The following is a 24761-nucleotide window of genomic DNA, read 5'->3' on the forward strand; positions in this document are numbered from 1 at the left end:
GTAAATGTACTTAAATAATATTGTAAATGAAAGATAAATATCTTATTAATAAGATGAAAAGACGATATTCATGTAAGATAAATGTATAAAAGATAAAAGAAAAAGTATAATGCGTTTTCCCTGGAAAGAAGCTTCATTTTCATCGGCTAATGTACTATGGCTGCCCGGCTAATGGAGATTAGCCGATTGACTAATGAAGGATAGCTGATCAGCTAATCTGCATTAGCCTCTGATGTTTGCGCCTTCAAAGATACAACAGAAAGGCAGGAAAACCTAATGATTCCTACGTTATTTCATAAACGGAAGTATTTAAAGGAATCTATCGAAAACACTTGCAAATTGCTATCCCCGCATTGTAACTTTGATGCACGAAACTTAAAAAAGAACAAATATGATGGAAAAAGTAACCCAAATGATCGCCATGCTGATAAAGGCATGGAAAAAAGAGAGCGTATCACAGATTGACACACCTTCCGTTTCCGCAACGCCCGAACCGAAGCAGCAGTCTCCCAACAACTCCGCCTGCCTGACGGAACGGGTCAACACCTTTCTGCAAACTCACTATGACTTCCGCTACAACCGCCTGACGGAAGAAACAGAATTTCGCCCATTAAGCGGAACAAAGACCGAATTTCGTCCCATCGGAAAACGTGAACTGAACACACTCTGCATGGAAGCTCATGCAGAAGGCATTTCCTGCTGGGATAAAGATGTGAGCCGTTATATTTATTCCACACAGATCGGAGAGTATCATCCCTTCCGGCTTTATATGGACGAACTTCCTCCCTGGGACGGCATCGAGCGGTTGACTCCGCTTGCCCGACGTGTATCCGCACTACCTCTATGGGTTAAGGGATTCCACACATGGATGCTGGGACTGGCCGCCCAATGGGAAGGAAAGACGGGCGTCCATGCCAACAGCCTGGCTCCCATCCTAATCAGTGCCGAACAGGGACGGATGAAATCGACTTTCTGCAAATCGCTGATGCCCAAAGTACTGCAACGTTACTATATGGATAATCTCAAACTGACATCAGAAGGACAGGCAGAACGTCTTCTGTCAGAAATGGGACTGATCAATCTGGATGAATTCGACAAATATGCAGAGAGTAAAATGCCGCTTCTGAAGAATTTAATGCAAATGTCGAGTCTCCATGTCTGCAAAGCGTATCAGCGTAACTTCCGGGACTTGCCGCGTATCGCTTCTTTCATCGGAACTTCCAACCGCTCCGATCTGATGAGTGATCCGACAGGCAGCCGCCGTTTCTTCTGCGTAGAAGTAGAAAAGCCGATAAATTGTGAGGGAATCGAGCATGAACAGATCTTCGCCCAGCTGAAAGCGGAACTTGCCGACGGATGTCCGTATTGGTTCGACAAAGAAACGGAACGTGAAATACAACAGAACAATGCACCCTTTTACCGTACTTGCCCTGCCGAAGAGGTATTTCTCAGCTGTTTCCGCACCACAGCCTCAGCAGAAGAGAAATATCTGCGACTTTCTGCCGCCGATATTTATAAAGAACTGAAGAAACGGAATGCTGCCGCTCTGCGAGGTTTCAATCCGAACCATTTTGCGCAAGTACTGATAAAAATGGGGGTAGAACGGAAGCATACGGAATATGGGAATGTATATTTGGTGGTAAGACGATGATTGAATTTGGTAACACAGCTGAAAGCACTGAAAGCGGTATTCCTTGTTTTCAGGGTAGTGCTTTCAGCCGAAACGCCGATGAACAAAGAGTTTCATGATAAAACTGAACAATCTGAACCCTAATCGGTGCCATAATTCTCAGTGTGATGCAAAGCAGTAGTAAATCATTCAAATCGAGATGAACGAAACACAATTTCACTAACTTCCCACACATTAGTTGCAAATTCTATTCGCTCTATCTAAAATAGTTGAAGAAAATAATAAAATAATAACAGCGGTAAATAGAAAAGATAGGCGGCAAAACATTCATTTAGCCCAAAAATCATTCAATAAACGATCAATTCACCCACCCCAAAAGCCCATTTAAAAGATTGAAAAATTCACCTTAAAAATTGAAAAAAACACCAATTAACGATTTCGCATTTCTCCCATACCTTTGCAATGTCGATAAGGAACAAAAGTTTCTTGCGAAACAAACAAAAGAACAAAACAATAAAATCAGTATATAAACAATTAAAGAAACATTGCCTATTAGAAACAAACAAAATCATTCCTCTCGGAAGTTACTTCTTTTTCCTTATATAATATAAGGGCTTCCCATTAAAAAGAAAATGATGTTTTTAACAAAACAAACGACCCTCATCCTTTAGATGACTCTCCTCAAAAGAAGAAAAAAAACAATTAGCACAGTATGCATTATATATAGTGTACAAACTAAAAAAGAAAATTATAGCATCACACATTAAAATCAAAACAAAAATGAAAGTAAAAAATTTATTATTAGCAGGTTTGGCAGTAGCAGCCATGACAGCTTGTAGCAATGACGAAATCGTTGATAACGGAATTCAGACACCAACTGAAGAAGCGAGCATGAGACTTTATTTCAATTTCGCCAACCAAACAACAAGAGCCAATGGTGATACAACTGGTGACAAGCAAGACGGTAACGATTTAGAATGGACAGTTGATGGAGCAAATATTACAGTACTACTCCAATATCCAAATGACGCTAAGAACATAGTAATTAAAAACTTAAGTCCTGTTTCAGGTAAAGAAAAAACATATGCAACAGAGGAATTTAAAGTTAATGCAGGATCTGGTGTTAAAGTATACGCATTTATTAACCCTGAAAATTTAGAAATTGGTGCAACTACCAATCCTACAACTTTAACTCTTACCACTGCGCAAACATTACCTTCTGAACCGGATGGTTTAGCTTATCTTGTAAATGGAGTTGCCAAAGATAAAAAATTCATGATGAGTGGTAGCACAAGTCTGAATATACAGGCAGGAGCAGATGGAACGGTAAATATAGCTAAAATTAATGTAGACCGTGTAGCAGCTAAATTAGATGAAGGCACAAAATTTGACACTTCAATTTCTATTGCTAATGATGGTATAAAATATAAGAACAAAGACAATGGAGAGGCAAATGTTAGCATTAAATTATTAGCTTACTCATACTCTAACTTGACCAACAATACTTATGCACTAAATGGGATTAAAGAAGCCAGTTTTAATGCGAAAGATATTTATTTACAACCGTATTTCTCACAAGGTTCATATCCGACTGACGGCAACGACAAGAAGGATTACAGATGGATTGCAAAAGACGAACTAAACAAAATCACATACTGTTTAGACAATTACGGAAACAATAACCCGACCAGAGTTCATTACAAAGGTCAAGTCTGCATTGATGGTAAAGAAATCAGCAGTAACTTTTATATTAGAGCGTTGCTCAATCTCACCAATAATGTAGAGTATTATTTCTTTAATAATTTGGATGAAATGAAGGCATACTATAAAGATGAAACAATCAATAGTATTACTGAGGAGACTACTCGTGAAGAACTAAGCAAATTAGGTATTAAAAAATACAATTCGGGGATCTGTTATTACGAAGCTGACATTAAGACAACCCTAGAGAGTCAAACAACAGTATCAATCATGCGTAATAACTGGTACAAATTAACAGTAAAAAATATCAAGGAGATTGGCTATCCTACTCCTGCAAAAGATCCTGAAGATAAAGATACCAAATTAGTAGTTGAAACTACAATCAATCCTTGGACTATTCAAATAAATGACTTCGATCTCTAATCTCTAAATAATACATCGGGAGAGGCTTTCTCCTCTCCCGATAATATTTTTTCTTCTCTACAGAAACAGAGCATTACATACAAACAAAACATACGCTCCACAAAAGCATAAAAAAGAAATGATGAAACAAATATTAACTACCATACAAGAAAAGGCAAACAAAATATTGTTACTTGCAATATTGGCTGGTGCAATCACATCTTGTGATTCAGTATTGAATTACAATGAAGATTGTGACATCGAATATTGTGTCAAGTTCAAGTATGACTACAATATGGAAGAAAAAGACGTATTTGCCGAACAGGTAAGAACCGTCACTCTTTATGCTTTTGATGATAACAACAACCTTGTTTACCAAAAGACCGATGAAGGTGAACCATTGAGTGAAGGAGACTACGCAATGAACGTGGTTGGAATAGACCCTTCTCAATACCGCTTAGTAGTATGGGCTGGGTTAAATGACGAATCATTTGCAGTTCCTTTGTTATATCCGAATCAAGCAAAGATTGATGAACTGACTGTAAAAACATTACGCAAACAAGCTACCCGAAGCACCTCCGAAGATGAAAAGGATCAATATATAGTAGACAACAGTCTATATTCGCTTTGGCACGGTGAAGTAAAAAAAGGACCGACCACCCGCAGTGGAAGGCAGCAAATCACCAATGTGTCATTAGTGAAAAACACCAATACTATCCATGTTATTGTCGCACAAGTCAATCAATCCAATGGACCAATAACAAAAGCATTGACAGAAGAAACTTTCCAATGTGCAATATACGATGATAACGGATATATGAACTATGACAACTCATTGCTCGAAGACAATTTATTAACATATAAACCATACAATACCAAAGCCGAAGTTGTAACAACAAGAGCTTTTAGTGCAGAAAACGAACCTGCCAAAGAATATAACGGCATCACCTGTGATGTAAGTGTAGCAAGACTTGTGAAGGGACAAACTCCTGAATTAACGATCAAGAATTCTCAAACACAAGAAGTCTTATTCCACAGTGACGACCTGATAAAATACTTCGAAGAAGTAGATGCGGAAAAATATAAAGATCGAAATTATTCTCTCCAAGAATACTTGGACCGTGAAGATGAATATACCATAAAGATTTTTGTAGACGAAAAGCTTGCACTCATCAAAACTGTAATTGATGTAAATGACTGGATCATCCAAATTAATGATATTGAACTTTAATACAAAAAAAGAATGAAATACTCTAAATTGACATATTATTTGCTGGCTATCCTCTGTATGATGGCAACGTCGTGTGTCACGGACGGAGTCATGGATGAGTGTCCAGATAGTAGCAAGAACCAACAAATAGTAAAAGATGCACGAGTAAGTCTCGTACTGAATTTTGCTATTAATAGTTCCGTAACAAGAGCTGGAGAAACGGACGGAGACCATACTGACGGAGAAATAAAAGAACGAAAAATAAAAGATGTACATATATATGCGTTCCAAAATAACCAATTCAAAGAAGAAGTAAAGTATGTATCAATTTTTGGAACAGACGGAGAGATAACACGCACTATACAAGGTAGATTGCTTGAAAGTTATGATGCCAATATTGCCGTTAAACTTGTTGTAATTGTAAATGGCGGAAACAAGAAGGTGATAACCTCAAGTAACCCAATTATTAATAGTAATACAACGCCAAAAGCACTATATGATCAATTAGTATTCAATTACAATGCGAATGATGATTGGAGTACTTATATCCCCATGACAGGAATATGTGAAATACAGCCACTCCAAGAAGGGGATTATAATACTGCAAAATTAGAATTAACGCGTGCCGTTGCAAAAGTTAACGTAACAGTAAATGAAGGCAAAGGTTTAGATAATTTCAGAATTACTGAAATCAGATTATGCAACTATAATACATCAGGCTATTGTGCCTCTAATGATCTGAGTAAACCGTATATTCCGACTAATGTTCAGCAATCCACAACACCAATATCTTCCGGTGCCATCACAGATGCAGAAATGAATGCTTATGAGAACCATTTATATCTTCCGGAACATAAGAATGTAGGTGTAACGGGTAAAAAAGCTTATTTAGAAATCGATGCAATGGTTAAAGGAGAAAGCAAAACTTATACATTAGCATTTGCTCAAAATGGAAATCCTCATGATGTCTTACGTAACTATATATACGTTTTCAATATCAGAAGTGTGAAAATGGATATTGATGTTACATCAACATTAGAGTACGAAGTGAAAGCATGGAATGAAGAAACAGTTGATATCCCGTCATTCAATTAATACAAGGAGGAAAATCAGATGAAAAAGCAAAACAACATATTAGCAGTAATAAAGAATATAATATATCTGGTATTTGCATGTATAGCTCTTAATGCCTGCACGGACGAAGAAATATATAAGTCAGCAACTGTAAAAGAAGGGATTCCAGTAACAATAGATTTTGGTCTATCAATCACAGGTATGGACAAAGTAACCACCCGTGCACTTCCTACAACAGAAGAAAGTAGAATAAATGACCTCTATGTATTAGTATTTGATATGAGTGGAAAGTTGAAGACTCGCAAATTCTACCCTACAAGCGAAATAAACAGTAATTTGGAAAATAAAGAAAGCGGAACTCTCAAATTAGATACTTATAGCGGTCAGAGTCGTATTTATGCAATAGCCAATGCAGAAACCAACGAATTAACATCCATACTCAAAGAACTGGAGGAAGTAAATAGCATTGATGATTTGTCCAAAGTAATCATTAGCATGAAAGAAGCAAATGTACAGCGTACACAAGGTAGCTTAGTTATGAGCGGTACATTCAATATGACAACTCCCGAGAATAGTCAAGAAGAAGGATATTGCGTGATCGATGAAGAAGGAAAAATATCCAATGGAAAAATACAACTTTCGCGCCTTGATTCTCATATAACTTTCAAAATAAAAGTTGGAGATAAAGTGACATCTTTTACTCCCACTAGTTGGCAAGTAAAATATGTACCGTTAAAATCAAATGTTATTGAACAGCCACAGGTAAATAGCTTTGTCCAAGAAAGTGATTACGGAATGAGTATAGTGAATACTAAATTCGGAACAAGCGAAGATAAAAAATATCGTACTTTTGATTTTTATATGTTGGAAAATATTAAAAATTCAAAGTCCTATCAGGAGGCAGATGGTACTGAAAGTTCTATTGCCTCTAATGTAGATGATCTTTCACTAGATGAAAAATCAATAGAGTATGCTAAGCGTGAAGCCGAAATAAAAGATAACAATAAAAACACTGGTGAATATAAATATTCGGATAAATATGCGGCTTATGTAGAAATTAAAGCTGAAATGGAAATAGAAAATAACCATTCCATAGATGGCAAACGTGTAGCTACCGTAAAATACAGAATACACTTAGGAGGTGGTATAGATAACCCAAGTATCTTCACAAGTAAACGAAACACCAAATACACATACATTTTAACTATCAATGATGTAAATGATATTATAGTAGAAGTAGAAACTGGTGAAGAAAAACGCCCTGGCGCTGAAGGTGATGTAGTTGATGCAGAAGCTGAAGTACGCACTTTAGACGCACACTACAACAGCTTTGTAATGGGATTTAGCTATAATAATGTTGTAGATGCTAAAGGGAATAAAGGCTTAAAATTTGTGGTAAAGACTCCATTTGGGCAAGTAACTGAGAAAAGTACTCCCGATGTAGGAGACGGTGCAAAGCAAGATTACCATTGGATTCATTTCAAATCTCATGGAGTCGATAATAATAAAAACAAATTGGAAGAATATAAAGGTGAGAGAATTGACTTGTTTGCACTCGCTGATAACGTAATTAATCGTTTCAAGATGGACGGAAGCAAGAACAAAGATCAGCTATATTACTATACTGTATTCATAGATGAATATTACTATAAAGAAGCTCCTAAAGGTGTTGCTTGGAAGGGTGATCCTAAAACTTATTGGCGATACTTTGCAAATGCAGACAACCGTTATGTTATGCTGGTTTATGCTCCGAAATATAGTCTAGATGGTAATAGTAGTTATGCCAAAGCGCAATATATGATTACACAGCGCTCTATACAAACATATTATAGTACCGAATCTGAAATGGCATTGGGTATGGAACACGTCAATGAAACGGGAGCAGCTGCTTGGGGAAGTCCAAATATCACTACGTCCTCAGCAAACGGCTTGTGGAATACTTGGGAGTATCTGAAAAAAAATAAATCATGGGGAGAATACGTGAATCTTGGAGTGCCGAATACGGAAAATACTTTTCAAACCAAAAGTGATGCAATTGCTTTAGCCCGTTGTTTATCACGAAATCGTGATGAAGATGGAGACGGTCAAATCTCATTGGATGAAATGAAATGGTATGTACCAACCAGCGAACAATTAATGGGAATGTATTTAGGAGCAAACAGTTTACCATCTCCTCTATATGATGCCAACAATGTATCATTTGTATATGCTGATAGAGCAAACTATCATTATGCGACTAGTGATAAAAAACGTATATGGTCCGAAGAAGGAGCTTCTGTTGGCGATTATTATGTTGGTAATGCCGATGCTCCGCAAAGCTTTAGATGCGTTCGTAACTTAGGAATTGATAAAGCTAAAAATGATAAATTAGAAAAAACAGAGTACCCTAAACAGGCATTTGAATATATCGCAGAAGGCACACGTGTAAGTGTGTATAATAATACACTCCAAGGAGATGAAATCATCACAGCTAAAAACATATTTAAGATGTCACGATTAACCGACTTAAATACACGTCATACACGATATACTAAGGGAGAGATTGCCATCCATGACAATTTTGATGAAGGAAATGCACCTTATAAAGCATTTCAAATGTCCGAGAATTTCTATACAGATACCAGAAAAGGTGGTCAAAAAGTATATGAAGGAAATACATTTTTTACTTTAACAAGTTGGGAGGCCACTGTACGTTCATATTGGTATAACAAACATAGTGGTAAACGGTACGATGGATCGCTCTACTATCCTTTAACTACAGATGGAGACCTCAGCTTCTGCAAAAACTATAGTGAAAAAAACGACAAGAGCGATAAAGGACTTTGGAGAACTCCTAATCAAAGAGAGATGATGTTAATGTACATTCAAGATAAAAGTTATTCACATAACACATTGTCACGAACTAAATGGAGATACGAAGCAGTAAAAGGTGTAACACGTTTCTTTTGTGCCAATGAGAATCTGTATTTATCAAATCCAGCTGATCAAACAGCATCATTTAGATTACGTTGTGTTCGTGATGTAGACATTGTTAAATAAGAATTAAACCTATAAAAACAGATATTATGACCCCAAAAGACATCCTCCAACTAGAATCATCAGATATGCGACAAGCCTATCTGTTTGAAGAGAACGGACGCTGGTATGCTTACGAGCATTCAGCCAACCGGATCGAGAAATTTGTGAAGGGCTTTGTAGACTTCAAACACAAAGTGCAAGATGTCTGCGGTAGGATAAAAGTAGAAATCGACCTCAGTATATTGGAAAAGTGCTCCATCACGCTGTGCGAAGATTCACTGCTTGTACTTGATTGCCCTGCAGCATAAAAAACTGTAGAAGAGTATAAGCTTCATAACTTATAGTAAGAAATTACACAATATATTGTTTGTTTTGTTTGTGTTCCTCAATCCACTCAGAAGCAGCTTGTGAAAGTAGCGCTGAGTGGGTGGGGATTTTTTGTGCACAAGTTAAACAGGTTTGCTATCTATGTATTACATAAAATGTGTAACGTAAAATATGTAATAGCCAAAATACTTCTGCGACCAGAAAAAACAGAAGAATGATTTCTGCTTTGCAAAATGAGCGTAACCTGGTGCTGATAGCATCCCGCAAATAGAAATTATTTATTTTTTGACTAATAATCTTTGTTTATCTCTTATAAACCTGTATATTTGGAGTATTATAACTGATACATTTATATTAATACAGAATTACTATGAGTCATACCATCTTCCTAATCATCGCCCTCGTCACTACAGGAATTTTTCTTATTCAATTTGTATTATCCATTTTCTTCGGAGACATAGATGCAGATGTGGACGTGGATGCTGATATCAGCAGCGTAGTATCTTTCAAAGGTCTCACCCACTTCGGGATCGGATTCGGATGGTATATGTACCTCGTAGGAAATGCCGATATAGCAAGTTATGCAATCGGAATTCTGGTAGGTCTGTTCTTTGTCTTTGCCGTATGGTTTCTTTATAAGAAAGCCTATCAACTGCAGCAAGTGAACCGGTCTGAAGAGACCGATCAGCTGGTAGGACGGGAATGCACCATCTACTTCAAGCAAAGTGATAACAAATATACCGTACAGACAAACCGGGACGGCGCCATGCGCGAAGTGGACGTGATCTCCGAAACCGGAAAAGCATATCAGACCGGAGACAGAACAATCATCAGCAGCTACAAAGACGGAACTTTATACATTAAATAACTATTCAAATACACAATTTTATGACACAAGAAATGCTAATCATGGCTGCTATACTAGTGGCGGTCATTCTGCTTACTTTTATCGGTATCCTGTCGCGTTACCGTAAATGTAAGAGTGACGAAGTCCTCGTAGTATATGGTAAAACAGGGGGAGAAAAGAAATCAGCCAAGTTATATCACGGTGGAGCCGCTTTCGTATGGCCGATCATTCAGGGCTACGAATTCCTTTCTATGAAACCACTGCAGATAGACTGTAAACTGACAGGCGCCCTATCTGCCCAAAATATCCGTGTGGACGTACCCACTACCATCACCGTAGCTATCAGCACAGACCCGGAAGTGATGCAAAACGCTGCTGAACGTATGCTGGGTCTGACAATGGATGACAAACAGAACCTGATTACGGATGTAGTATACGGTCAGATGCGTCTGGTGATTGCGGACATGACTATCGAAGAGCTGAACTCCGACCGCGATAAATTCTTGTCGAAAGTAAAAGACAACATCGACACGGAACTTCGCAAGTTCGGTTTATATCTGATGAACATCAACATCAGTGATATCCGCGACGCTGCCAACTACATCGTCAACCTGGGTAAGGAAGCTGAAAGCAAGGCTCTGAACGAAGCACAAGCCAACATCGAAGAACAGGAAAAGCTGGGTGCTATCAAAATTGCCAATCAGATAAAGGAACGTGAAACAAAGGTTGCGGAAACCCGCAAAGACCAGGATATCGCCATCGCCGAAACCAAGAAGCAACAGGAAATCTCTGTAGCGAATGCGGATAAGGAGAGAATCTCTCAGGTAGCCTTTGCCAACGCAGAAAAAGAATCGCAAGTGGCCAAAGCGGAAGCGGAAAAGAATATCCGCATCGAGCAGGCAAACACCGAAAAGGAAAGCCGTGTTGCCGAACTGAACTCCGACATGGAAATCAAACAGGCAGAAGCTGCTAAAAAAGCGGCTATCGGACGAAATGACGCACAAAAGGAAGTGGCCTTATCAAATGCCGAATTAGCCGTCACACAGGCAAATGCCGACAAGCAAGCCGGTGAAGCCGCTGCAAAATCGGAAGCTGCCGTACAAACTGCCCGGGAAATCGCCCAAAAAGAAGTGGAAGAAGCAAAAGCAAAGAAAGTAGAATCTTCACTGAAAGCTGAAAAAATCGTTCCGGCAGAGATCGCAAGACAGGAGGCTATCCTTCAGGCAAATGCCATCGCCGAAAAGATTACCCGCGAAGCGGAAGCACGTGCGAAAGCGACGTTGGCACAAGCGGAAGCGGAAGCAAAAGCCATCCAACTGAAACTGGAAGCGGAAGCAGAAGGTAAGAAGAGGTCATTGCTCGCAGAAGCAGAAGGTTTCGAGGCTATGGTCAGAGCAGCAGAATCGAACCCTGCCATCGCCATCCAATACAAGATGGTAGACCAATGGAAGGAAATTGCCGGAGAACAAGTGAAGGCTTTCGAACACATGAACCTGGGCAATATCACCGTATTCGACGGAGGAAACGGAGGTACAAGCAATTTCCTCAGTTCACTGGTGAAAACAGTAGCCCCAAGTCTCGGTGTACTGGATAAACTGCCTATCGGCGAAACGGTAAAGGGTATCATCAACCCGGAAAGCAAAACAGAAGAGAAACCTGCCGGAAAGCCGGAGGAGAAAAAAGAAGAGAAGAAGAAATAACCAATAAATTATTTCATAGAGATTGCCTGCCTTCATTTCGAAGGTAGGCAATTTTTTATATCTTTGCGAGCAAAATATTAAAAATGAACAACCATAAACTTCGCCTTCTGCCTTTATTTATATTGATTACGGGGCTTGTCACTCTTACTGCCGGCTGCAAAAAGAAAGATATGTCTCTCAAACTGAACGAGCCTCGCAACATCCGTGGTGTAGTCAGTTACAAACGTTCTTTCCCGGATTTGAATGACAAACATCTCGCGGTAGCCCAAGCTGTCGGCATCTGCCCGCCGGAAGACAGGGACGCCGCCGAAAAGATGAAAGAACAGCTTATCCATATCACCGACAATCAATTTTATACGGTAGATTCTCTGACGCATTCTATCCCCTATCTGGTCCCCCGCGCCAGCGAATTGCTCGACACCATCGGCTCCAATTTTCTTGATTCACTGACAGCAAAAGGGTTGAACCCGAATCAGATCATCGTCACTTCCGTACTACGTTCGCAGAGTGACGTGAAGCGTCTCCGCCGTCGGAATGGAAATGCTTCCGCAAACTCCGCCCATTGCTATGGCGCAACCTTTGACGTCAGCTGGAAACGATTCAAAAAAGTGGAAGACGAAGACGGACGCCCTCTGCAGGATGTCAATGCCGATACCTTGAAACTCGTTCTGTCTGAAGTGTTGAGAGACTTGCGCCAAGCCGATAAATGCTACATAAAATATGAATTAAAACAGGGATGTTTCCACATCACTGCACGATGAGTATAAATTGCAATAAAATTCACCCGTAAACAGCCGAAGAATCCAAAACGTTTCACTAAATTTGCAGAAATTTTTCTTTAATACGATTCAATGATAGAGAAACTGATTGTTCTTGAGGATATTGACCCGGTTATTTTTTACGGCGTAAACAACGCCAATATACAGTTAATTAAAGCTTTATATCCGAAGCTACGCATCGTTGCCCGCGGCAATGTCATCAAAGTGCTGGGCGATGAGGAGGAAATGTGTGCCTTCGAAGAAAATATCACCAAACTCGAAAAATACTGTGCCGAATATAATTCGCTGAAAGAGGAAGTCATCATCGACATTATAAAAGGGAATGCTCCGCAAGCGGAACAGACCGGAAATGTGATTGTTTTCAGCGTTACCGGCAAGCCCATCATCCCACGAAGCGAGAACCAGCTGAAACTGGTGGAAGGCTTTGCCAAAAACGATATGGTATTCGCCATCGGTCCCGCCGGTTCGGGAAAGACATATACTGCCATAGCCCTCGCCGTCCGTGCGCTGAAAAACAAAGAGATCAAAAAGATTATCCTCAGCCGCCCCGCTGTAGAAGCCGGAGAAAAACTCGGTTTCCTGCCCGGCGATATGAAAGATAAGATCGACCCGTATCTGCAACCATTATATGATGCTCTGCAGGACATGATCCCCGCTGCCAAGTTAAAGGAATACATGGAATTGAACATTATTCAGATTGCTCCGTTAGCATTTATGCGCGGACGTACGCTGAATGACGCAGTCGTAATCCTCGACGAAGCGCAGAATACCACCACACAACAAATCAAAATGTTCCTCACCCGTATGGGTATGAATACCAAAATGATCGTTACGGGAGATATGACTCAGATTGACCTCCCCGCCTCACAAACTTCGGGACTGGTGCAAGCACTCCGCATCCTGAAAGGGGTAAAGGGAATCAGCTTTGTAGAATTGAACAAAAAAGATATTGTACGCCATAAACTGGTGGAACGCATCGTAGATGCTTACGAAAAATTCGACAAGGAGGCGAAAGGGAGAAACGAAAGAATGAACAACAGGTTATCAACGGTGAACGACCGGTGAAACAGGTCAACAACTAATCGTTTCTGTGATTTGTAACTTGTAATTTGTAATTATAATAAGACAATGAAAGCATTAACAAAAACAGATTTCAACTTTCCGGGACAAAAAAGCGTGTACCACGGAAAAGTGCGCGATGTGTACAACATCAACGGCGAAAAACTCGTCATGGTAGCAACCGACCGTATCTCGGCTTTCGATGTGGTTTTACCTGAAGGTATCCCTTACAAAGGCCAAATGCTGAATCAGATTGCAGCCAAATTCCTCGATGCCACTACTGACATCTGTCCGAACTGGAAAATGGCTACACCGGACCCGATGGTTACTGTCGGAGTTTTGTGCGAAGGCTTTCCGGTAGAAATGATTGTACGCGGCTATCTGTGCGGTAGCGCATGGCGTACTTACAAAAGCGGCGTACGCGAAATCTGCGGTGTAAAACTGCCGGATGGTATGCGCGAGAACGAGAAATTCCCGGAACCGATCGTTACCCCGACAACGAAAGCGGAAATGGGACTGCACGACGAAGATATCTCTAAGGAAGAAATCCTGAAACAAGGACTTGCTACTCCCGAAGAATATGAAGTCCTTGAGAAATATACACTGGCTCTCTTCAAACGCGGAACTGAAATCGCTGCTGAACGCGGTCTGATCCTCGTTGATACAAAATATGAATTCGGCAAGCACAACGGCACTATCTACCTGATGGACGAAATCCACACACCGGATTCAAGCCGTTATTTCTACTCTGACGGCTATCAGGAACGCTTCGAAAAAGGCGAACCTCAAAAACAGCTTTCTAAGGAATTCGTTCGTGAATGGCTGATGGAAAATGGTTTCCAAGGCAAGGATGGTCAGAAAGTACCTGAAATGACTCCGGCTATCGTACAGAGCATCAGCGATCGTTACATCGAATTGTTCGAGAATATCACCGGTGAGAAATTTGTGAAAGAAGATACCAGCAACATCGCTGAACGTATCGAAAAGAACGTAATGAATTTCTTGAGCAAATAAGCATGGATTACCCACAACAACATATCAAGCCTTACAACGAAGACGGTAAGAAAACCGAGCAGGTGGAACGCATGTTCGATAACATTGCGCATGCTTACGACAAACTGAATCATACCTTATCTTTAGGTATAGACCGCAGCTGGCGCCGTAAAGCCATTGCCTGGCTCCGCCCCTTCCGCCCACAGCACATCATGGATGTTGCCACCGGAACGGGAGACTTCGCCATCCTCGCTTGCCGTGAACTGAAACCCGACGAACTAATCGGGACGGATATCTCGGAAGGCATGATGAACGTGGGTCGTGAAAAAGTAAAGAAGGAAGGACTCTCGGACAAAATTTCTTTTGCCCGGGAGGACTGCACTTCTCTCTCCTTTGCCAACAATAGATTTGACGCTATCACCGTAGCATTCGGTATCCGCAATTTTGAAGACCTGGACAAAGGTCTCTCCGAAATGTGCCGTGTACTGAAACCGGGCGGACATCTGGTTATCCTGGAACTGACTACTCCGGATCGCTTCCCCATGAAGCAACTGTTCGCCATCTACTCGAAAGTAGTTATCCCATTGCTTGGCAAACTCCTCTCCAAAGACAACAGTGCCTACCATTATCTGCCGGACACTATCAAAGTATTTCCCCAAGGGGAAGTCATGAAAGGAGTCATATCGAAAGCCGGATTCGGCGAAGTTCATTTCCGACGGTTGACATTTGGTATCTGCACACTTTATACGGCGACAAAATAATGAAGAATGATGAATAATTAATTTAATCCTTTCGTGTCATGGAAAAATACGGTTTAATCGGCTACCCCTTGCGACATTCGTTTTCAATCGGCTACTTTAACGAAAAGTTTAGATCCGAAGGCATCAATGCGGAATATGTGAATTTCGAGATTCCCAACATCAATGACTTTATGGAAGTTATTGAAGAGAATCCCAACTTGTGCGGGCTCAATGTCACCATCCCCTACAAAGAGCAAGTGATTCCTTTTCTGAACGAACTCGATCGGGATACAGCTAAAATTGGTGCTGTAAACGTCATTAAGATTATCCGCCAACCGAAAGGAAAAGTGAAACTGGTCGGCTACAATTCCGACATCATCGGTTTTACACAATCTATTCAGCCGCTGCTACAACCTCAGCACAAAAAAGCACTGATCCTCGGCACCGGAGGTGCTTCCAAAGCTGTTTATCACGGACTCAAGAATCTGGGTCTCGAAAGCGTATTTGTATCGCGGACGCACAAAACCGACGATATGCTGACTTACGAGGAACTGACTCCGGAAATCATGGAGGAATACACCGTAATTGTCAACTGTACTCCGGTAGGAATGTACCCCAAAGTAGATTTCTGCCCCAACATTCCTTACGAACTGCTCACTCCAAACCATTTGCTCTACGATTTGTTATATAATCCAAACGTCACTCTTTTCATGAAAAAGGGAGAAGCACAAGGTGCTGTTACGAAAAACGGTTTGGAAATGCTACTTTTACAGGCATTTGCCGCTTGGGAAATATGGCACCGATAAGATAAAGGTGCTGACAGCCGTTTTCTGATAGAGTTAAGAATAAGGGCGTGATATTTTAATTGAGGGGATTTATTATGAAGAAAAGAGCAGTCTACAGCATTATTATTATCATGCTGGTATTTACCAGTTGCACAATCGGCGGGAGTTTCTATATGTTGAATTTCTCCTTGACGCCGAATGCCAAAATATTGTCTAAAGACGCCGATTCATATCCCTATATGTACAGAAACTATCCTTTCCTGCGCCCGTGGGTGGATAGCCTGAAACAAGTGAATGCACTGAAAGATACATTCATTATCAATCCGCAAGGCATACAGCTACACGCCTTTTACATCGCCGCACCTGCTCCAACCAGTAAAACGGCTGTAATCGTTCATGGATACACCGATAATGCTATCCGTATGTTTATGATCGGCTATCTGTATAATCGTGATCTGGGATATAATATCCTGCTTCCCGACTTGCAACATCAGGGAGAGAGCGAAGGACGAGCCATCCAAATGGGATGGAAAGACAGAATTGATGTTTTGCAATGGATGAACATTGCAAATGAAATCTTTGGAGACAGTACTCAAATGGTAGTACATGGTATCTCAATGGGAGGTGCCACCACAATGATGGTATCCGGCGAAAAACAGAAACCTTTTGTGAAATGTTTTGTGGAGGATTGCGGCTACACCAGTGTATGGGATGAATTTTCGCACGAACTCAAATCTTCTTTCCACCTGCCTGCTTTCCCGTTAATGTACACTACAAGCTGGTTATGCGAGAAAAAATACGGATGGAACTTCAAAGAAGCTTCCTCACTTAAGCAGGTAGAGAAATGTAAGCTGCCCATGCTGTTTATTCATGGAGACAAAGATACATATGTCCCCACATGGATGGTTTATCCGCTTTATGAAGCAAAGCCGGAACCCAAAGAACTCTGGATCGTACCGGGAGCAGCCCATGCCCTCTCGTACAAAGAGAATAAACAGGAATACACCGACAAAGTACGGGATTTCGTCGGGCGGTATATTCATTAAACCTATTATAACAAGGAGTTTTGGAATCATAACAGAAAAAGTTTCTATATTTGCAAATGTAAAATGATTGTTATGAAATCAATATTGACGCTTATACTTGCTACTTTTCTACTGATTCCACTGCAAGCCCAAGAAAAGGTATATACGGTAGACAACTTGCCAAAAGTACATCTGCAAAATAAAATGCAGTATGTATGCAATCCGGCAGGGATACTTTCGCAAGCTGCTTGTGACACAATAGACACTATGCTCCACGCTCTGGAACAACAGACGGGGATTGAAACGGTAGTTGCCGTAGTTCCTTCGATTGGTGATATGGAGTGTTTTGATTTTTGCCATCAGCTGCTCAATCAATGGGGAGTAGGCAAGAAAGGAAAAGATAACGGACTCGTTATCCTGTTAGTCACCGACCAACGCTGCATCCAGTTTTACACCGGATACGGTTTGGAAGGGGTACTTCCCGATGCAATATGCAAACGTATCCAGACTAAGTACATGATTCCATATCTGAAAGACGGCAACTGGAATGAAGGAATGGTAGCCGGAATCCGGGCGACTTGCCAGCGACTTGACGGATCAATGGAAAATGAATCGCTTTCTGAATCGAATAATGAATCGATGGATTTCATTTTCGCTGTTATCCTGTTCGCTGTAATCGGTGTAGGGATAGCGTTCTTTGCCGCAAGAAATCAGAGCCGTTGCCCCAAATGCGGGAAACATGCCCTGCAAAGAACCGGAAGCAGACTTGTATCACGTGTCAATGGGGTAAAGACGGAAGATGTCACCTATACTTGCAAGAACTGCGGAAATACAATCATACGTCGTCAGCAAAGCTACAATAGCGACTATCACAATAGAGGGGGTGGCGGAGGCGGTCCGTTCATCGGCGGATTCGGAGGCGGCGGATTCGGAGGCGGCGGATTCGGAGGCAGTGGCGGAGGCTTTAGCGGAGGCAGCTTCGGCGGAGGAATGGGAGGCGGCGGCGGAGCCGGTTCACGATTCTGATCCCTACAGATAATATTAAATAATCAAATACTCATCAAAAAGTAAGAAACATGAAAAAGTCAATTATCATCATTTTAGCCGTTGTGGCTATCCTTGTCATATGGGCAGTCAGTGTATATAATGGTCTTGTCACCATGGATGAGAATGTAACCGGTCAATGGGCAAATGTAGAAACTCAATACCAACGCCGCGCAGACCTGATACCCAATCTTGTAAACACCGTAAAAGGATATGCTTCACATGAGAAAGAAACATTGGAAGGAGTGGTAGAAGCACGTAGCAAAGCCACACAGATCAAAGTGGATGCTGACGGCCTGACTCCGGAGAAACTGGCTGAATATCAAAAAGCACAAGGTGCTGTTACTTCCGCACTTGGCAAATTGCTCGCTATCAGCGAAAGTTATCCTGACCTGAAAGCAAACCAAAACTTCCTCGAACTGCAAGCTCAACTGGAAGGTACTGAAAACCGTATCAATGTAGCCCGCAAAAACTTCAATGATGCGGCACAATCATACAACACCAATATCCGCCGTTTCCCGAAGAATATATTTGCAGGGATGTTCGGATTCGATAAGAAAGCATACTTTGAAGCGGAAGAAGGAAGCGAAAAAGCTCCGAAAGTAGAATTCTAAAGGATGATTTCTTAAAGAGTATCCAGGCTAAAATCGGAATCGCCGTTACCTGATTTATTCAGATAACGGCGATTCCGGCTCTGAACCAGCACGAACGGACTTCCATAAAAGAGCGTTAAAAAGGAACTTTTGCTCCTGTTTCTTTAACGGTTTAAATACTCTCATTCCGCTATCAATCAGCATAATGATTAAAATAAAACGGGCCATTAATTAACACTTTTATGTTTTATTTTTCTTCCGGACGAAGCTTGATAAACAAATAGTTGGCTGTACGAAAAAAAAGCAGTACTTTTGCAGCCGTATACAAAAAATAATTCTTTAACTCATGAGTAATCAACGATACATGATGCGGGGCGTAAGCGCATCAAAAGAAGATGTGCACAACGCCATCAAGAACATCGACAAAGGAATTTTCCCGAAAGCATTCTGCAAAATTATTCCCGATATACTGGGTGGGGACCCGGAATATTGCAACATCATGCACGCCGACGGCGCCGGAACCAAATCTTCCCTTGCTTATATGTACTGGAAAGAAACAGGCGATTTGTCTGTGTGGAAAGGTATTGCACAGGACGCATTGATTATGAATATCGACGACCTTCTTTGTGTAGGCGCTGTAGACAATATCCTCGTTTCTTCAACTATCGGACGCAATAAACTGTTGATTCCCGGCGAAGTAATCTCTGCTATCATCAACGGAACAGACGAATTGCTGGCCGAACTCCGTGAAATGGGTGTAGGCGTATATGCAACCGGTGGCGAGACTGCTGATGTCGGCGACTTGGTTCGTACTATTATCGTAGACTCTACCGTAACCTGCCGCATGAAACGCTCGGACGTTATTAACAATGCCAATATCCGTCCGGGAGATGTCATTGTAGGCCTTGCCTCTTACGGACAGGCTACCTATGAAAAAGAATATAACGGAGGCATGGGCAGCAACGGTCTGACAAGTGCCCGCCACGATGTTTTCGGCGAATACCTCGCAGAAAAATATCCGGAAAGCTATGATGCCGCCGTACCTGAAGAACTGGTTTACTCCGGAGGATTAAAACTGACAGATACTGTAGAAGATTCTCCAATTGACGCAGGCAAACTGGTACTCTCTCCTACCCGCACCTATGCTCCGGTAGTGAAAAAACTGCTTGACGCCTTACGTCCGGAAATCCACGGTATGGTTCATTGCTCCGGTGGTGCGCAAACCAAAGTGCTGCATTTCGTAGAAAATGTCCGTGTAGTAAAAGACAATCTTTTCCCTGTTCCTCCTCTGTTCAAGACTATTCAGGAACAAAGCGGTACAGACTGGGCGGAAATGTACAAGGTATTCAATATGGGACACCGTCTTGAAGTTTACCTGTCACCGGAATATGCAGAAGAAGTGATCGCTATTTCCGAATCATTCGGCATTCCTGCACAGATAGTAGGACGTATCGAAGCGTGTGACCAGACTGAATTAATCATTAAAAGCGAGTTCGGAGAATTCAGATACTAAAGAATGGCAGATAACAGTACCATATTAGAAAAACTAGACGGACTTGTAGCCCGTTTTGAAGAAATATCTACCCTCATCACCGACCCGGCAGTAATTGCCGACCAGAAACGTTATGTCAAACTGACCAAAGAATACAAGGATCTGGATGACTTGATGAAAGCCCGCAAAGAATATATCCAACTGCTGGGCAATATCGAAGAAGCCAAAAACATCCTTTCAAATGAGTCGGACGCCGACATGCGTGAAATGGCAAAAGAGGAGATGGACAACAGTCAGGAACGTCTTCCGGCATTAGAAGAAGAAATCAAACTGATGCTTGTTCCTGCCGATCCGCAAGACAGCAAGAACGCCATCCTCGAAATCCGTGGTGGTGCAGGAGGAGACGAAGCCGCAATCTTTGCCGGCGACCTTTTCCGTATGTATGCCAAGTTCTGTGAAACCAAAGGCTGGAAAATGGAAGTATCCAATGCAAATGAAGGAACAGCCGGAGGATACAAAGAAATTGTTTGCAGCGTCACAGGAGATAACGTCTACGGAATATTGAAATATGAATCGGGTGTACACCGCGTACAACGTGTTCCTGCCACAGAGACACAAGGACGTGTGCATACTTCCGCCGCTTCGGTGGCCGTACTCCCCGAAGCCGAAGAATTTGACGTAGTCATCAATGAAGGAGAAATCAAATGGGATACCTTCCGAAGTGGCGGTGCAGGCGGACAGAACGTTAATAAGGTAGAATCCGGTGTACGCTTGCGTTATATCTGGAAGAACCCGAATACAGGCGTTGCAGAAGAAATCCTGATTGAATGTACAGAAACCCGTGACCAACCGAAGAACAAGGAACGCGCCTTGGCACGACTCCGTACCTTTATCTACGACAAGGAACATCAGAAGTACATAGACGACATTGCTTCCAAACGTAAGACAATGGTATCTACCGGCGACCGCTCGGCTAAAATCCGGACATACAACTACCCTCAAGGACGTATCACCGATCATCGTATCAACTATACCATCTATAATCTTGCCGCTTTTATGGACGGAGATATTCAAGATTGTATCGATCACCTGATCGTGGCAGAAAATGCGGAACGCCTGAAAGAAAGTGAACTCTAAAAATTATAGTATAGACATGAATAAACAACAGCTATTTGAAAACATAAAACGCAAGAAATCATTCCTTTGCGTAGGACTTGATACTGACATCAAGAAGATTCCCGAGCACCTGTTGAAAGAAGAAGATCCGATCTTCGCATTCAACAAAGCGATTATCGACGCAACAGCCGATCTGTGTATCGCTTACAAACCGAATCTCGCTTTTTACGAAAGTATGGGCGTGAAGGGCTGGATCGCATTTGAGAAAACAGTAAAATACATCAAGGAAAACTATCCCGACCAGTTTATTATTGCCGACGCCAAACGTGGCGACATCGGAAACACTTCTGCCATGTATGCCCGTACTTTCTTCGAAGAACTGGATATAGATTCCGTCACTGTAGCTCCTTATATGGGTGAAGACAGCGTAACTCCATTCCTTACTTACGAAGGCAAATGGGTGATTTTGCTGGCACTGACTTCCAATAAAGGTTCCCACGACTTCCAGTTGACAGAAGATGCAAACGGCGAACGTCTCTTCGAAAAAGTACTACGCAAATCACAGGAATGGGCAAATGACGAACGTATGATGTACGTAGTCGGCGCTACTCAAGGACGTGCTTTTGAAGATATTCGTAAGATTGCTCCCAACCACTTCCTGCTCGTTCCCGGTGTCGGAGCGCAAGGCGGTTCGCTCGAAGAAGTTTGCAAATATGGAATGAACAGTACCTGTGGCTTAATTGTTAACTCTTCCCGTGGAATCATCTACGTCGATAAAACAGAAAAGTTTGCCGAAGCTGCAAGGCTTGCCGCCCAAGAAGTACAGGCGCAAATGGCAGAGCAACTGAAAGCGATTCTTTAAAGAGAAGGAATGCCTTACGAAAGAAAGATAATCAACGATCCGGTATTCGGATTCATTAATATCCCAAAGGGGTTACTGTACGATATTGTACAGCATCCCCTTTTGCAGCGTCTTACCCGCATCAAGCAAGTAGGACTCTCGTCAGTAGTATACCCCGGCGCGCAACATACCCGTTTCCAGCACTCACTAGGTGCGTTCTACCTAATGAGCGAAGCTATCACCCAACTGACCTCCAAAGGTAACTTTATATTTGACAGCGAAGCTGAAGCCGTACAAGCGGCTATCTTACTGCATGACATCGGACATGGTCCTTTTTCGCATGTGCTTGAAGATACGATTGTACAAGGAGTTTCTCACGAAGAAATCTCCCTTATGCTGATGGAACGAATGAATAAAGAGATGAACGGGCAACTTAGTCTTGCCATACAGATCTTTAAGGACGAATATCCGAAACGATTCCTGCATCAGCTCGTCAGTGGTCAGTTGGATATGGACCGCCTCGATTATCTTCGTCGTGACAGTTTCTATACCGGTGTTACAGAAGGGAATATCGGTTCTGCCCGCATCATCAAGATGCTTGATGTGGCCGACGACCGTCTCGTAATTGAATCCAAAGGTATCTACTCTATCGAAAATTTCCTGACAGCACGTCGCCTGATGTATTGGCAGGTATATCTGCACAAGACATCGGTAGCCTATGAACGAATGCTTATCAGCACGTTGCTTCGTGCCAAAGAACTGGCATCACAGGGAGTAGAACTGTTTGCTTCGCCGGCCTTACATTTCTTTCTATATAATGACATTAATCATACGGAGTTCCATAACAATCCCGATTGTCTGGAAAATTTCATCCAATTGGATGACAATGATATCTGGACTGCCTTGAAAGTATGGAGCAACCATCCGGATAAAGTTCTTTCCACACTTAGTCTGGGCATGATTAACCGAAATATCTTTAAAGTGGAAAATTCTGCCGAACCTATTGGTGAGGACAGAATAAAAGAGTTAACTTTGCAAATCAGCCAGCAACTAGGCATAACCCTTTCCGAAGCGAACTATTTTGTCTCTACCCCCAGCATCGAAAAGAATATGTACGACCCGGCAGATGACAGTATTGATATTATCTACAAAGACGGCACTATCAAAAATATTGCCGAAGCATCGGACATGCTGAACATCTCATTATTGTCCAAAAAGGTAAAGAAATACTATCTCTGCTACCAGCGATTGCATAGATAAGTATAAAATATTCATTCAATAACACGGAAATCTGAAAAAAAAATCCGTTATTTGTGAACTAATTTAATTTAAAATAAAGACATGGAGTTCTCGGCTAAGCAAATTGCAGCATTTATCCAAGGGGAAATCATTGGAGATGAAAACGCAACGGTACACACATTCGCTAAAATAGAAGAGGGAATGCCCGGAGCTATTTCTTTCCTGTCGAACCCTAAATATACGCCTTATATCTACGAGACACAATCAAGCATTGTATTAGTTAATAAAGATTTTGTCCCTGAACATGAGATTCAAGCTACTCTGATAAAAGTAGACAATGCTTATGAAAGCCTGGCGAAGCTGCTTAACCTCTATGAAATGAGTAAACCAAAGAAGCAAGGTATCGATTCACTGGCTTATATTGCCCCCAGCGCCAAAATTGGCGAGAACGTATACATCGGTGCCTTTGCCTATATCGGCGAAAACGCCGTTATCGGAGATAATACTCAAATTTACCCGCATACTTTCGTTGGAGACGGTGTGAAGATAGGCAACGGTTGTCTTCTTTACTCAAATGTAAATGTTTATCATGACTGCCGTGTCGGTAATGAATGTATCCTTCACTCAGGTGCAGTGATCGGAGCCGATGGATTCGGTTTTGCTCCCACTCCGAACGGATACGATAAGATTCCACAAATCGGAATTGTGATCTTGGAAGACAAAGTAGATATAGGTGCCAATACCTGTGTAGACCGTGCTACAATGGGAGCTACCATCATACATAGTGGCGCTAAAATAGATAATCTTGTGCAGATTGCGCACAACGATGAAATTGGCTCACACACAGTTATGGCGGCTCAAGTCGGCATAGCAGGCTCTGCCAAAATCGGAGAATGGTGTATGTTTGGCGGTCAGGTAGGTATTGCCGGACATATCACAATCGGCGACCGGGTAAATCTGGGAGCACAATCAGGTATACCAAGCAGCATCAAAGCAGACAGCGTACTGATCGGGACTCCTCCTATGGAACCGAAAGCTTACTTCAAGGCTGCTGTTGTGACTAAGAATTTGCCGGATATGCAAAAAGAAATACGCAATCTGCGTAAAGAAGTAGAAGAATTAAAACAACTATTAAATAAGTAAATA

The 24761-nt window shown here is 41.8% G+C and carries 22 protein-coding genes; 21 read left to right on the top strand and 1 reads right to left on the bottom strand.

Annotated features, from left to right (window positions below; translation table 11 throughout):
- Positions 1-391 precede the first annotated feature (391 nt).
- From NBH01_RS15390 to NBH01_RS15465, 16 genes are all read left to right on the top strand, one after another.
- A complete protein-coding gene (locus NBH01_RS15390; RefSeq protein ID WP_250700175.1) occupies positions 392-1651 on the top strand; it encodes a DUF3874 domain-containing protein in 1260 nt (419 codons plus the stop codon).
- Between the two features lie 759 nt (positions 1652-2410).
- Entirely contained in the window at positions 2411-3754 is a 1344-nt protein-coding gene (locus tag NBH01_RS15395; RefSeq protein ID WP_195364955.1) for an Mfa1 family fimbria major subunit, read from the top strand.
- A gap of 121 nt (positions 3755-3875) precedes the next feature.
- The gene (locus NBH01_RS15400) at positions 3876-4964 is read left to right on the top strand and encodes a FimB/Mfa2 family fimbrial subunit (RefSeq protein ID WP_117980244.1); all 1089 of its coding nucleotides are present in this window, start codon (positions 3876-3878) and stop codon (positions 4962-4964) included.
- A 12-nt stretch (positions 4965-4976) separates the two neighbouring features.
- Positions 4977-6038 carry a FimB/Mfa2 family fimbrial subunit gene (locus NBH01_RS15405; RefSeq protein ID WP_048694223.1) on the top strand — a complete coding sequence of 354 codons (1062 nt, stop codon included), beginning with the start codon at positions 4977-4979 and terminating at the stop codon, positions 6036-6038.
- A gap of 18 nt (positions 6039-6056) precedes the next feature.
- A complete protein-coding gene (locus NBH01_RS15410; protein ID WP_117980238.1) occupies positions 6057-9056 on the top strand; it encodes a fimbrial protein in 3000 nt (999 codons plus the stop codon).
- A 26-nt stretch (positions 9057-9082) separates the two neighbouring features.
- Positions 9083-9343, top strand: a complete 261-nt coding sequence (locus tag NBH01_RS15415) for a hypothetical protein (RefSeq protein ID WP_008764427.1) — start codon at positions 9083-9085, stop codon at positions 9341-9343.
- A gap of 389 nt (positions 9344-9732) precedes the next feature.
- Positions 9733-10230, top strand: a complete 498-nt coding sequence (locus NBH01_RS15420; protein WP_008764425.1) for a hypothetical protein — start codon at positions 9733-9735, stop codon at positions 10228-10230.
- A 20-nt stretch (positions 10231-10250) separates the two neighbouring features.
- On the top strand, positions 10251-11909 hold the full coding sequence (locus NBH01_RS15425) for a flotillin family protein (protein ID WP_008764424.1): 1659 nt from the start codon (positions 10251-10253) through the stop codon (positions 11907-11909).
- Positions 11910-11992: 83 nt separating this feature from the next.
- Complete coding sequence (locus NBH01_RS15430; protein WP_055216817.1) at positions 11993-12670, top strand: DUF5715 family protein; 678 nt, start codon at positions 11993-11995, stop codon at positions 12668-12670.
- Positions 12671-12760: 90 nt separating this feature from the next.
- Positions 12761-13753: a PhoH family protein gene (locus NBH01_RS15435; RefSeq protein ID WP_250700176.1), complete on the top strand. Its 993-nt coding sequence runs from the start codon at positions 12761-12763 to the stop codon at positions 13751-13753.
- A 63-nt stretch (positions 13754-13816) separates the two neighbouring features.
- Positions 13817-14761, top strand: a complete 945-nt coding sequence (locus NBH01_RS15440) for a phosphoribosylaminoimidazolesuccinocarboxamide synthase (protein ID WP_048696888.1) — start codon at positions 13817-13819, stop codon at positions 14759-14761.
- A gap of 2 nt (positions 14762-14763) precedes the next feature.
- A complete protein-coding gene (ubiE, locus tag NBH01_RS15445; RefSeq protein WP_055216813.1) occupies positions 14764-15501 on the top strand; it encodes a bifunctional demethylmenaquinone methyltransferase/2-methoxy-6-polyprenyl-1,4-benzoquinol methylase UbiE in 738 nt (245 codons plus the stop codon).
- Between the two features lie 38 nt (positions 15502-15539).
- Complete coding sequence (locus tag NBH01_RS15450) at positions 15540-16286, top strand: shikimate dehydrogenase family protein (RefSeq protein ID WP_055229309.1); 747 nt, start codon at positions 15540-15542, stop codon at positions 16284-16286.
- A gap of 74 nt (positions 16287-16360) precedes the next feature.
- Entirely contained in the window at positions 16361-17311 is a 951-nt protein-coding gene (locus NBH01_RS15455) for an alpha/beta hydrolase (RefSeq protein ID WP_250700177.1), read from the top strand.
- A 72-nt stretch (positions 17312-17383) separates the two neighbouring features.
- Positions 17384-18316 carry a TPM domain-containing protein gene (locus NBH01_RS15460; RefSeq protein WP_250700178.1) on the top strand — a complete coding sequence of 311 codons (933 nt, stop codon included), beginning with the start codon at positions 17384-17386 and terminating at the stop codon, positions 18314-18316.
- Positions 18317-18366: 50 nt separating this feature from the next.
- Entirely contained in the window at positions 18367-18948 is a 582-nt protein-coding gene (locus NBH01_RS15465; RefSeq protein ID WP_151209254.1) for a LemA family protein, read from the top strand.
- Positions 18949-19002: 54 nt separating this feature from the next.
- Here the strand turns inward: NBH01_RS15465 and NBH01_RS15470 are convergent, their stop codons facing one another.
- Entirely contained in the window at positions 19003-19155 is a 153-nt protein-coding gene (locus NBH01_RS15470) for a hypothetical protein (protein ID WP_250700179.1), read from the bottom strand.
- Positions 19156-19273: 118 nt separating this feature from the next.
- Here NBH01_RS15470 and NBH01_RS15475 point away from each other — a divergent pair, with 118 nt between their 5' ends.
- The 5 genes from NBH01_RS15475 (at position 19274) to lpxD (ending at position 24758) form a co-directional block, all read left to right on the top strand.
- Positions 19274-20440 (top strand): AIR synthase related protein, encoded by a 1167-nt coding sequence (locus NBH01_RS15475; protein ID WP_225693645.1) that lies wholly within the window; start codon positions 19274-19276, stop codon positions 20438-20440.
- 3 nt (positions 20441-20443) lie between these two features.
- Positions 20444-21556: a peptide chain release factor 1 gene (gene prfA, locus NBH01_RS15480; RefSeq protein ID WP_008759884.1), complete on the top strand. Its 1113-nt coding sequence runs from the start codon at positions 20444-20446 to the stop codon at positions 21554-21556.
- A 16-nt stretch (positions 21557-21572) separates the two neighbouring features.
- Positions 21573-22397, top strand: coding sequence for an orotidine-5'-phosphate decarboxylase (gene pyrF, locus NBH01_RS15485; protein ID WP_195382124.1), 825 nt, complete (start codon positions 21573-21575; stop codon positions 22395-22397).
- 9 nt (positions 22398-22406) lie between these two features.
- Entirely contained in the window at positions 22407-23636 is a 1230-nt protein-coding gene (locus NBH01_RS15490) for an HD domain-containing protein (RefSeq protein ID WP_055216798.1), read from the top strand.
- An 81-nt stretch (positions 23637-23717) separates the two neighbouring features.
- A complete protein-coding gene (gene lpxD, locus NBH01_RS15495) occupies positions 23718-24758 on the top strand; it encodes a UDP-3-O-(3-hydroxymyristoyl)glucosamine N-acyltransferase (protein WP_055216796.1) in 1041 nt (346 codons plus the stop codon).
- Positions 24759-24761 lie beyond the last annotated feature (3 nt).

It is taken from the genome of Bacteroides sp. B1-V-101 (assembly GCF_023656585.1).
Classification (GTDB): Bacteria; Bacteroidota; Bacteroidia; order Bacteroidales; family Bacteroidaceae; genus Bacteroides; species Bacteroides thetaiotaomicron.

Bases quoted from the DNA above. Each gene is read 5' to 3' on its own strand.
- prfA (WP_008759884.1), top strand. From the start codon at position 20,444: ATGGCAGATAACAGTACCATATTAGAAAAACTAGACGGACTTGTAGCC.
- NBH01_RS15450 (WP_055229309.1), top strand. From the start codon at position 15,540: ATGGAAAAATACGGTTTAATCGGCTACCCCTTGCGACATTCGTTTTCA.
- NBH01_RS15470 (WP_250700179.1), bottom strand. From the start codon at position 19,155: ATGGCCCGTTTTATTTTAATCATTATGCTGATTGATAGCGGAATGAGA.
- NBH01_RS15440 (WP_048696888.1), top strand. From the start codon at position 13,817: ATGAAAGCATTAACAAAAACAGATTTCAACTTTCCGGGACAAAAAAGC.
- pyrF (WP_195382124.1), top strand. From the start codon at position 21,573: ATGAATAAACAACAGCTATTTGAAAACATAAAACGCAAGAAATCATTC.
- NBH01_RS15455 (WP_250700177.1), top strand. From the start codon at position 16,361: ATGAAGAAAAGAGCAGTCTACAGCATTATTATTATCATGCTGGTATTT.
- NBH01_RS15430 (WP_055216817.1), top strand. From the start codon at position 11,993: ATGAACAACCATAAACTTCGCCTTCTGCCTTTATTTATATTGATTACG.
- NBH01_RS15410 (WP_117980238.1), top strand. From the start codon at position 6,057: ATGAAAAAGCAAAACAACATATTAGCAGTAATAAAGAATATAATATAT.
- NBH01_RS15390 (WP_250700175.1), top strand. From the start codon at position 392: ATGATGGAAAAAGTAACCCAAATGATCGCCATGCTGATAAAGGCATGG.
- NBH01_RS15425 (WP_008764424.1), top strand. From the start codon at position 10,251: ATGACACAAGAAATGCTAATCATGGCTGCTATACTAGTGGCGGTCATT.
- NBH01_RS15405 (WP_048694223.1), top strand. From the start codon at position 4,977: ATGAAATACTCTAAATTGACATATTATTTGCTGGCTATCCTCTGTATG.
- NBH01_RS15475 (WP_225693645.1), top strand. From the start codon at position 19,274: ATGAGTAATCAACGATACATGATGCGGGGCGTAAGCGCATCAAAAGAA.
- NBH01_RS15395 (WP_195364955.1), top strand. From the start codon at position 2,411: ATGAAAGTAAAAAATTTATTATTAGCAGGTTTGGCAGTAGCAGCCATG.
- NBH01_RS15460 (WP_250700178.1), top strand. From the start codon at position 17,384: ATGAAATCAATATTGACGCTTATACTTGCTACTTTTCTACTGATTCCA.
- NBH01_RS15435 (WP_250700176.1), top strand. From the start codon at position 12,761: ATGATAGAGAAACTGATTGTTCTTGAGGATATTGACCCGGTTATTTTT.
- ubiE (WP_055216813.1), top strand. From the start codon at position 14,764: ATGGATTACCCACAACAACATATCAAGCCTTACAACGAAGACGGTAAG.
- lpxD (WP_055216796.1), top strand. From the start codon at position 23,718: ATGGAGTTCTCGGCTAAGCAAATTGCAGCATTTATCCAAGGGGAAATC.
- NBH01_RS15400 (WP_117980244.1), top strand. From the start codon at position 3,876: ATGAAACAAATATTAACTACCATACAAGAAAAGGCAAACAAAATATTG.
- NBH01_RS15465 (WP_151209254.1), top strand. From the start codon at position 18,367: ATGAAAAAGTCAATTATCATCATTTTAGCCGTTGTGGCTATCCTTGTC.
- NBH01_RS15490 (WP_055216798.1), top strand. From the start codon at position 22,407: ATGCCTTACGAAAGAAAGATAATCAACGATCCGGTATTCGGATTCATT.
- NBH01_RS15420 (WP_008764425.1), top strand. From the start codon at position 9,733: ATGAGTCATACCATCTTCCTAATCATCGCCCTCGTCACTACAGGAATT.
- NBH01_RS15415 (WP_008764427.1), top strand. From the start codon at position 9,083: ATGACCCCAAAAGACATCCTCCAACTAGAATCATCAGATATGCGACAA.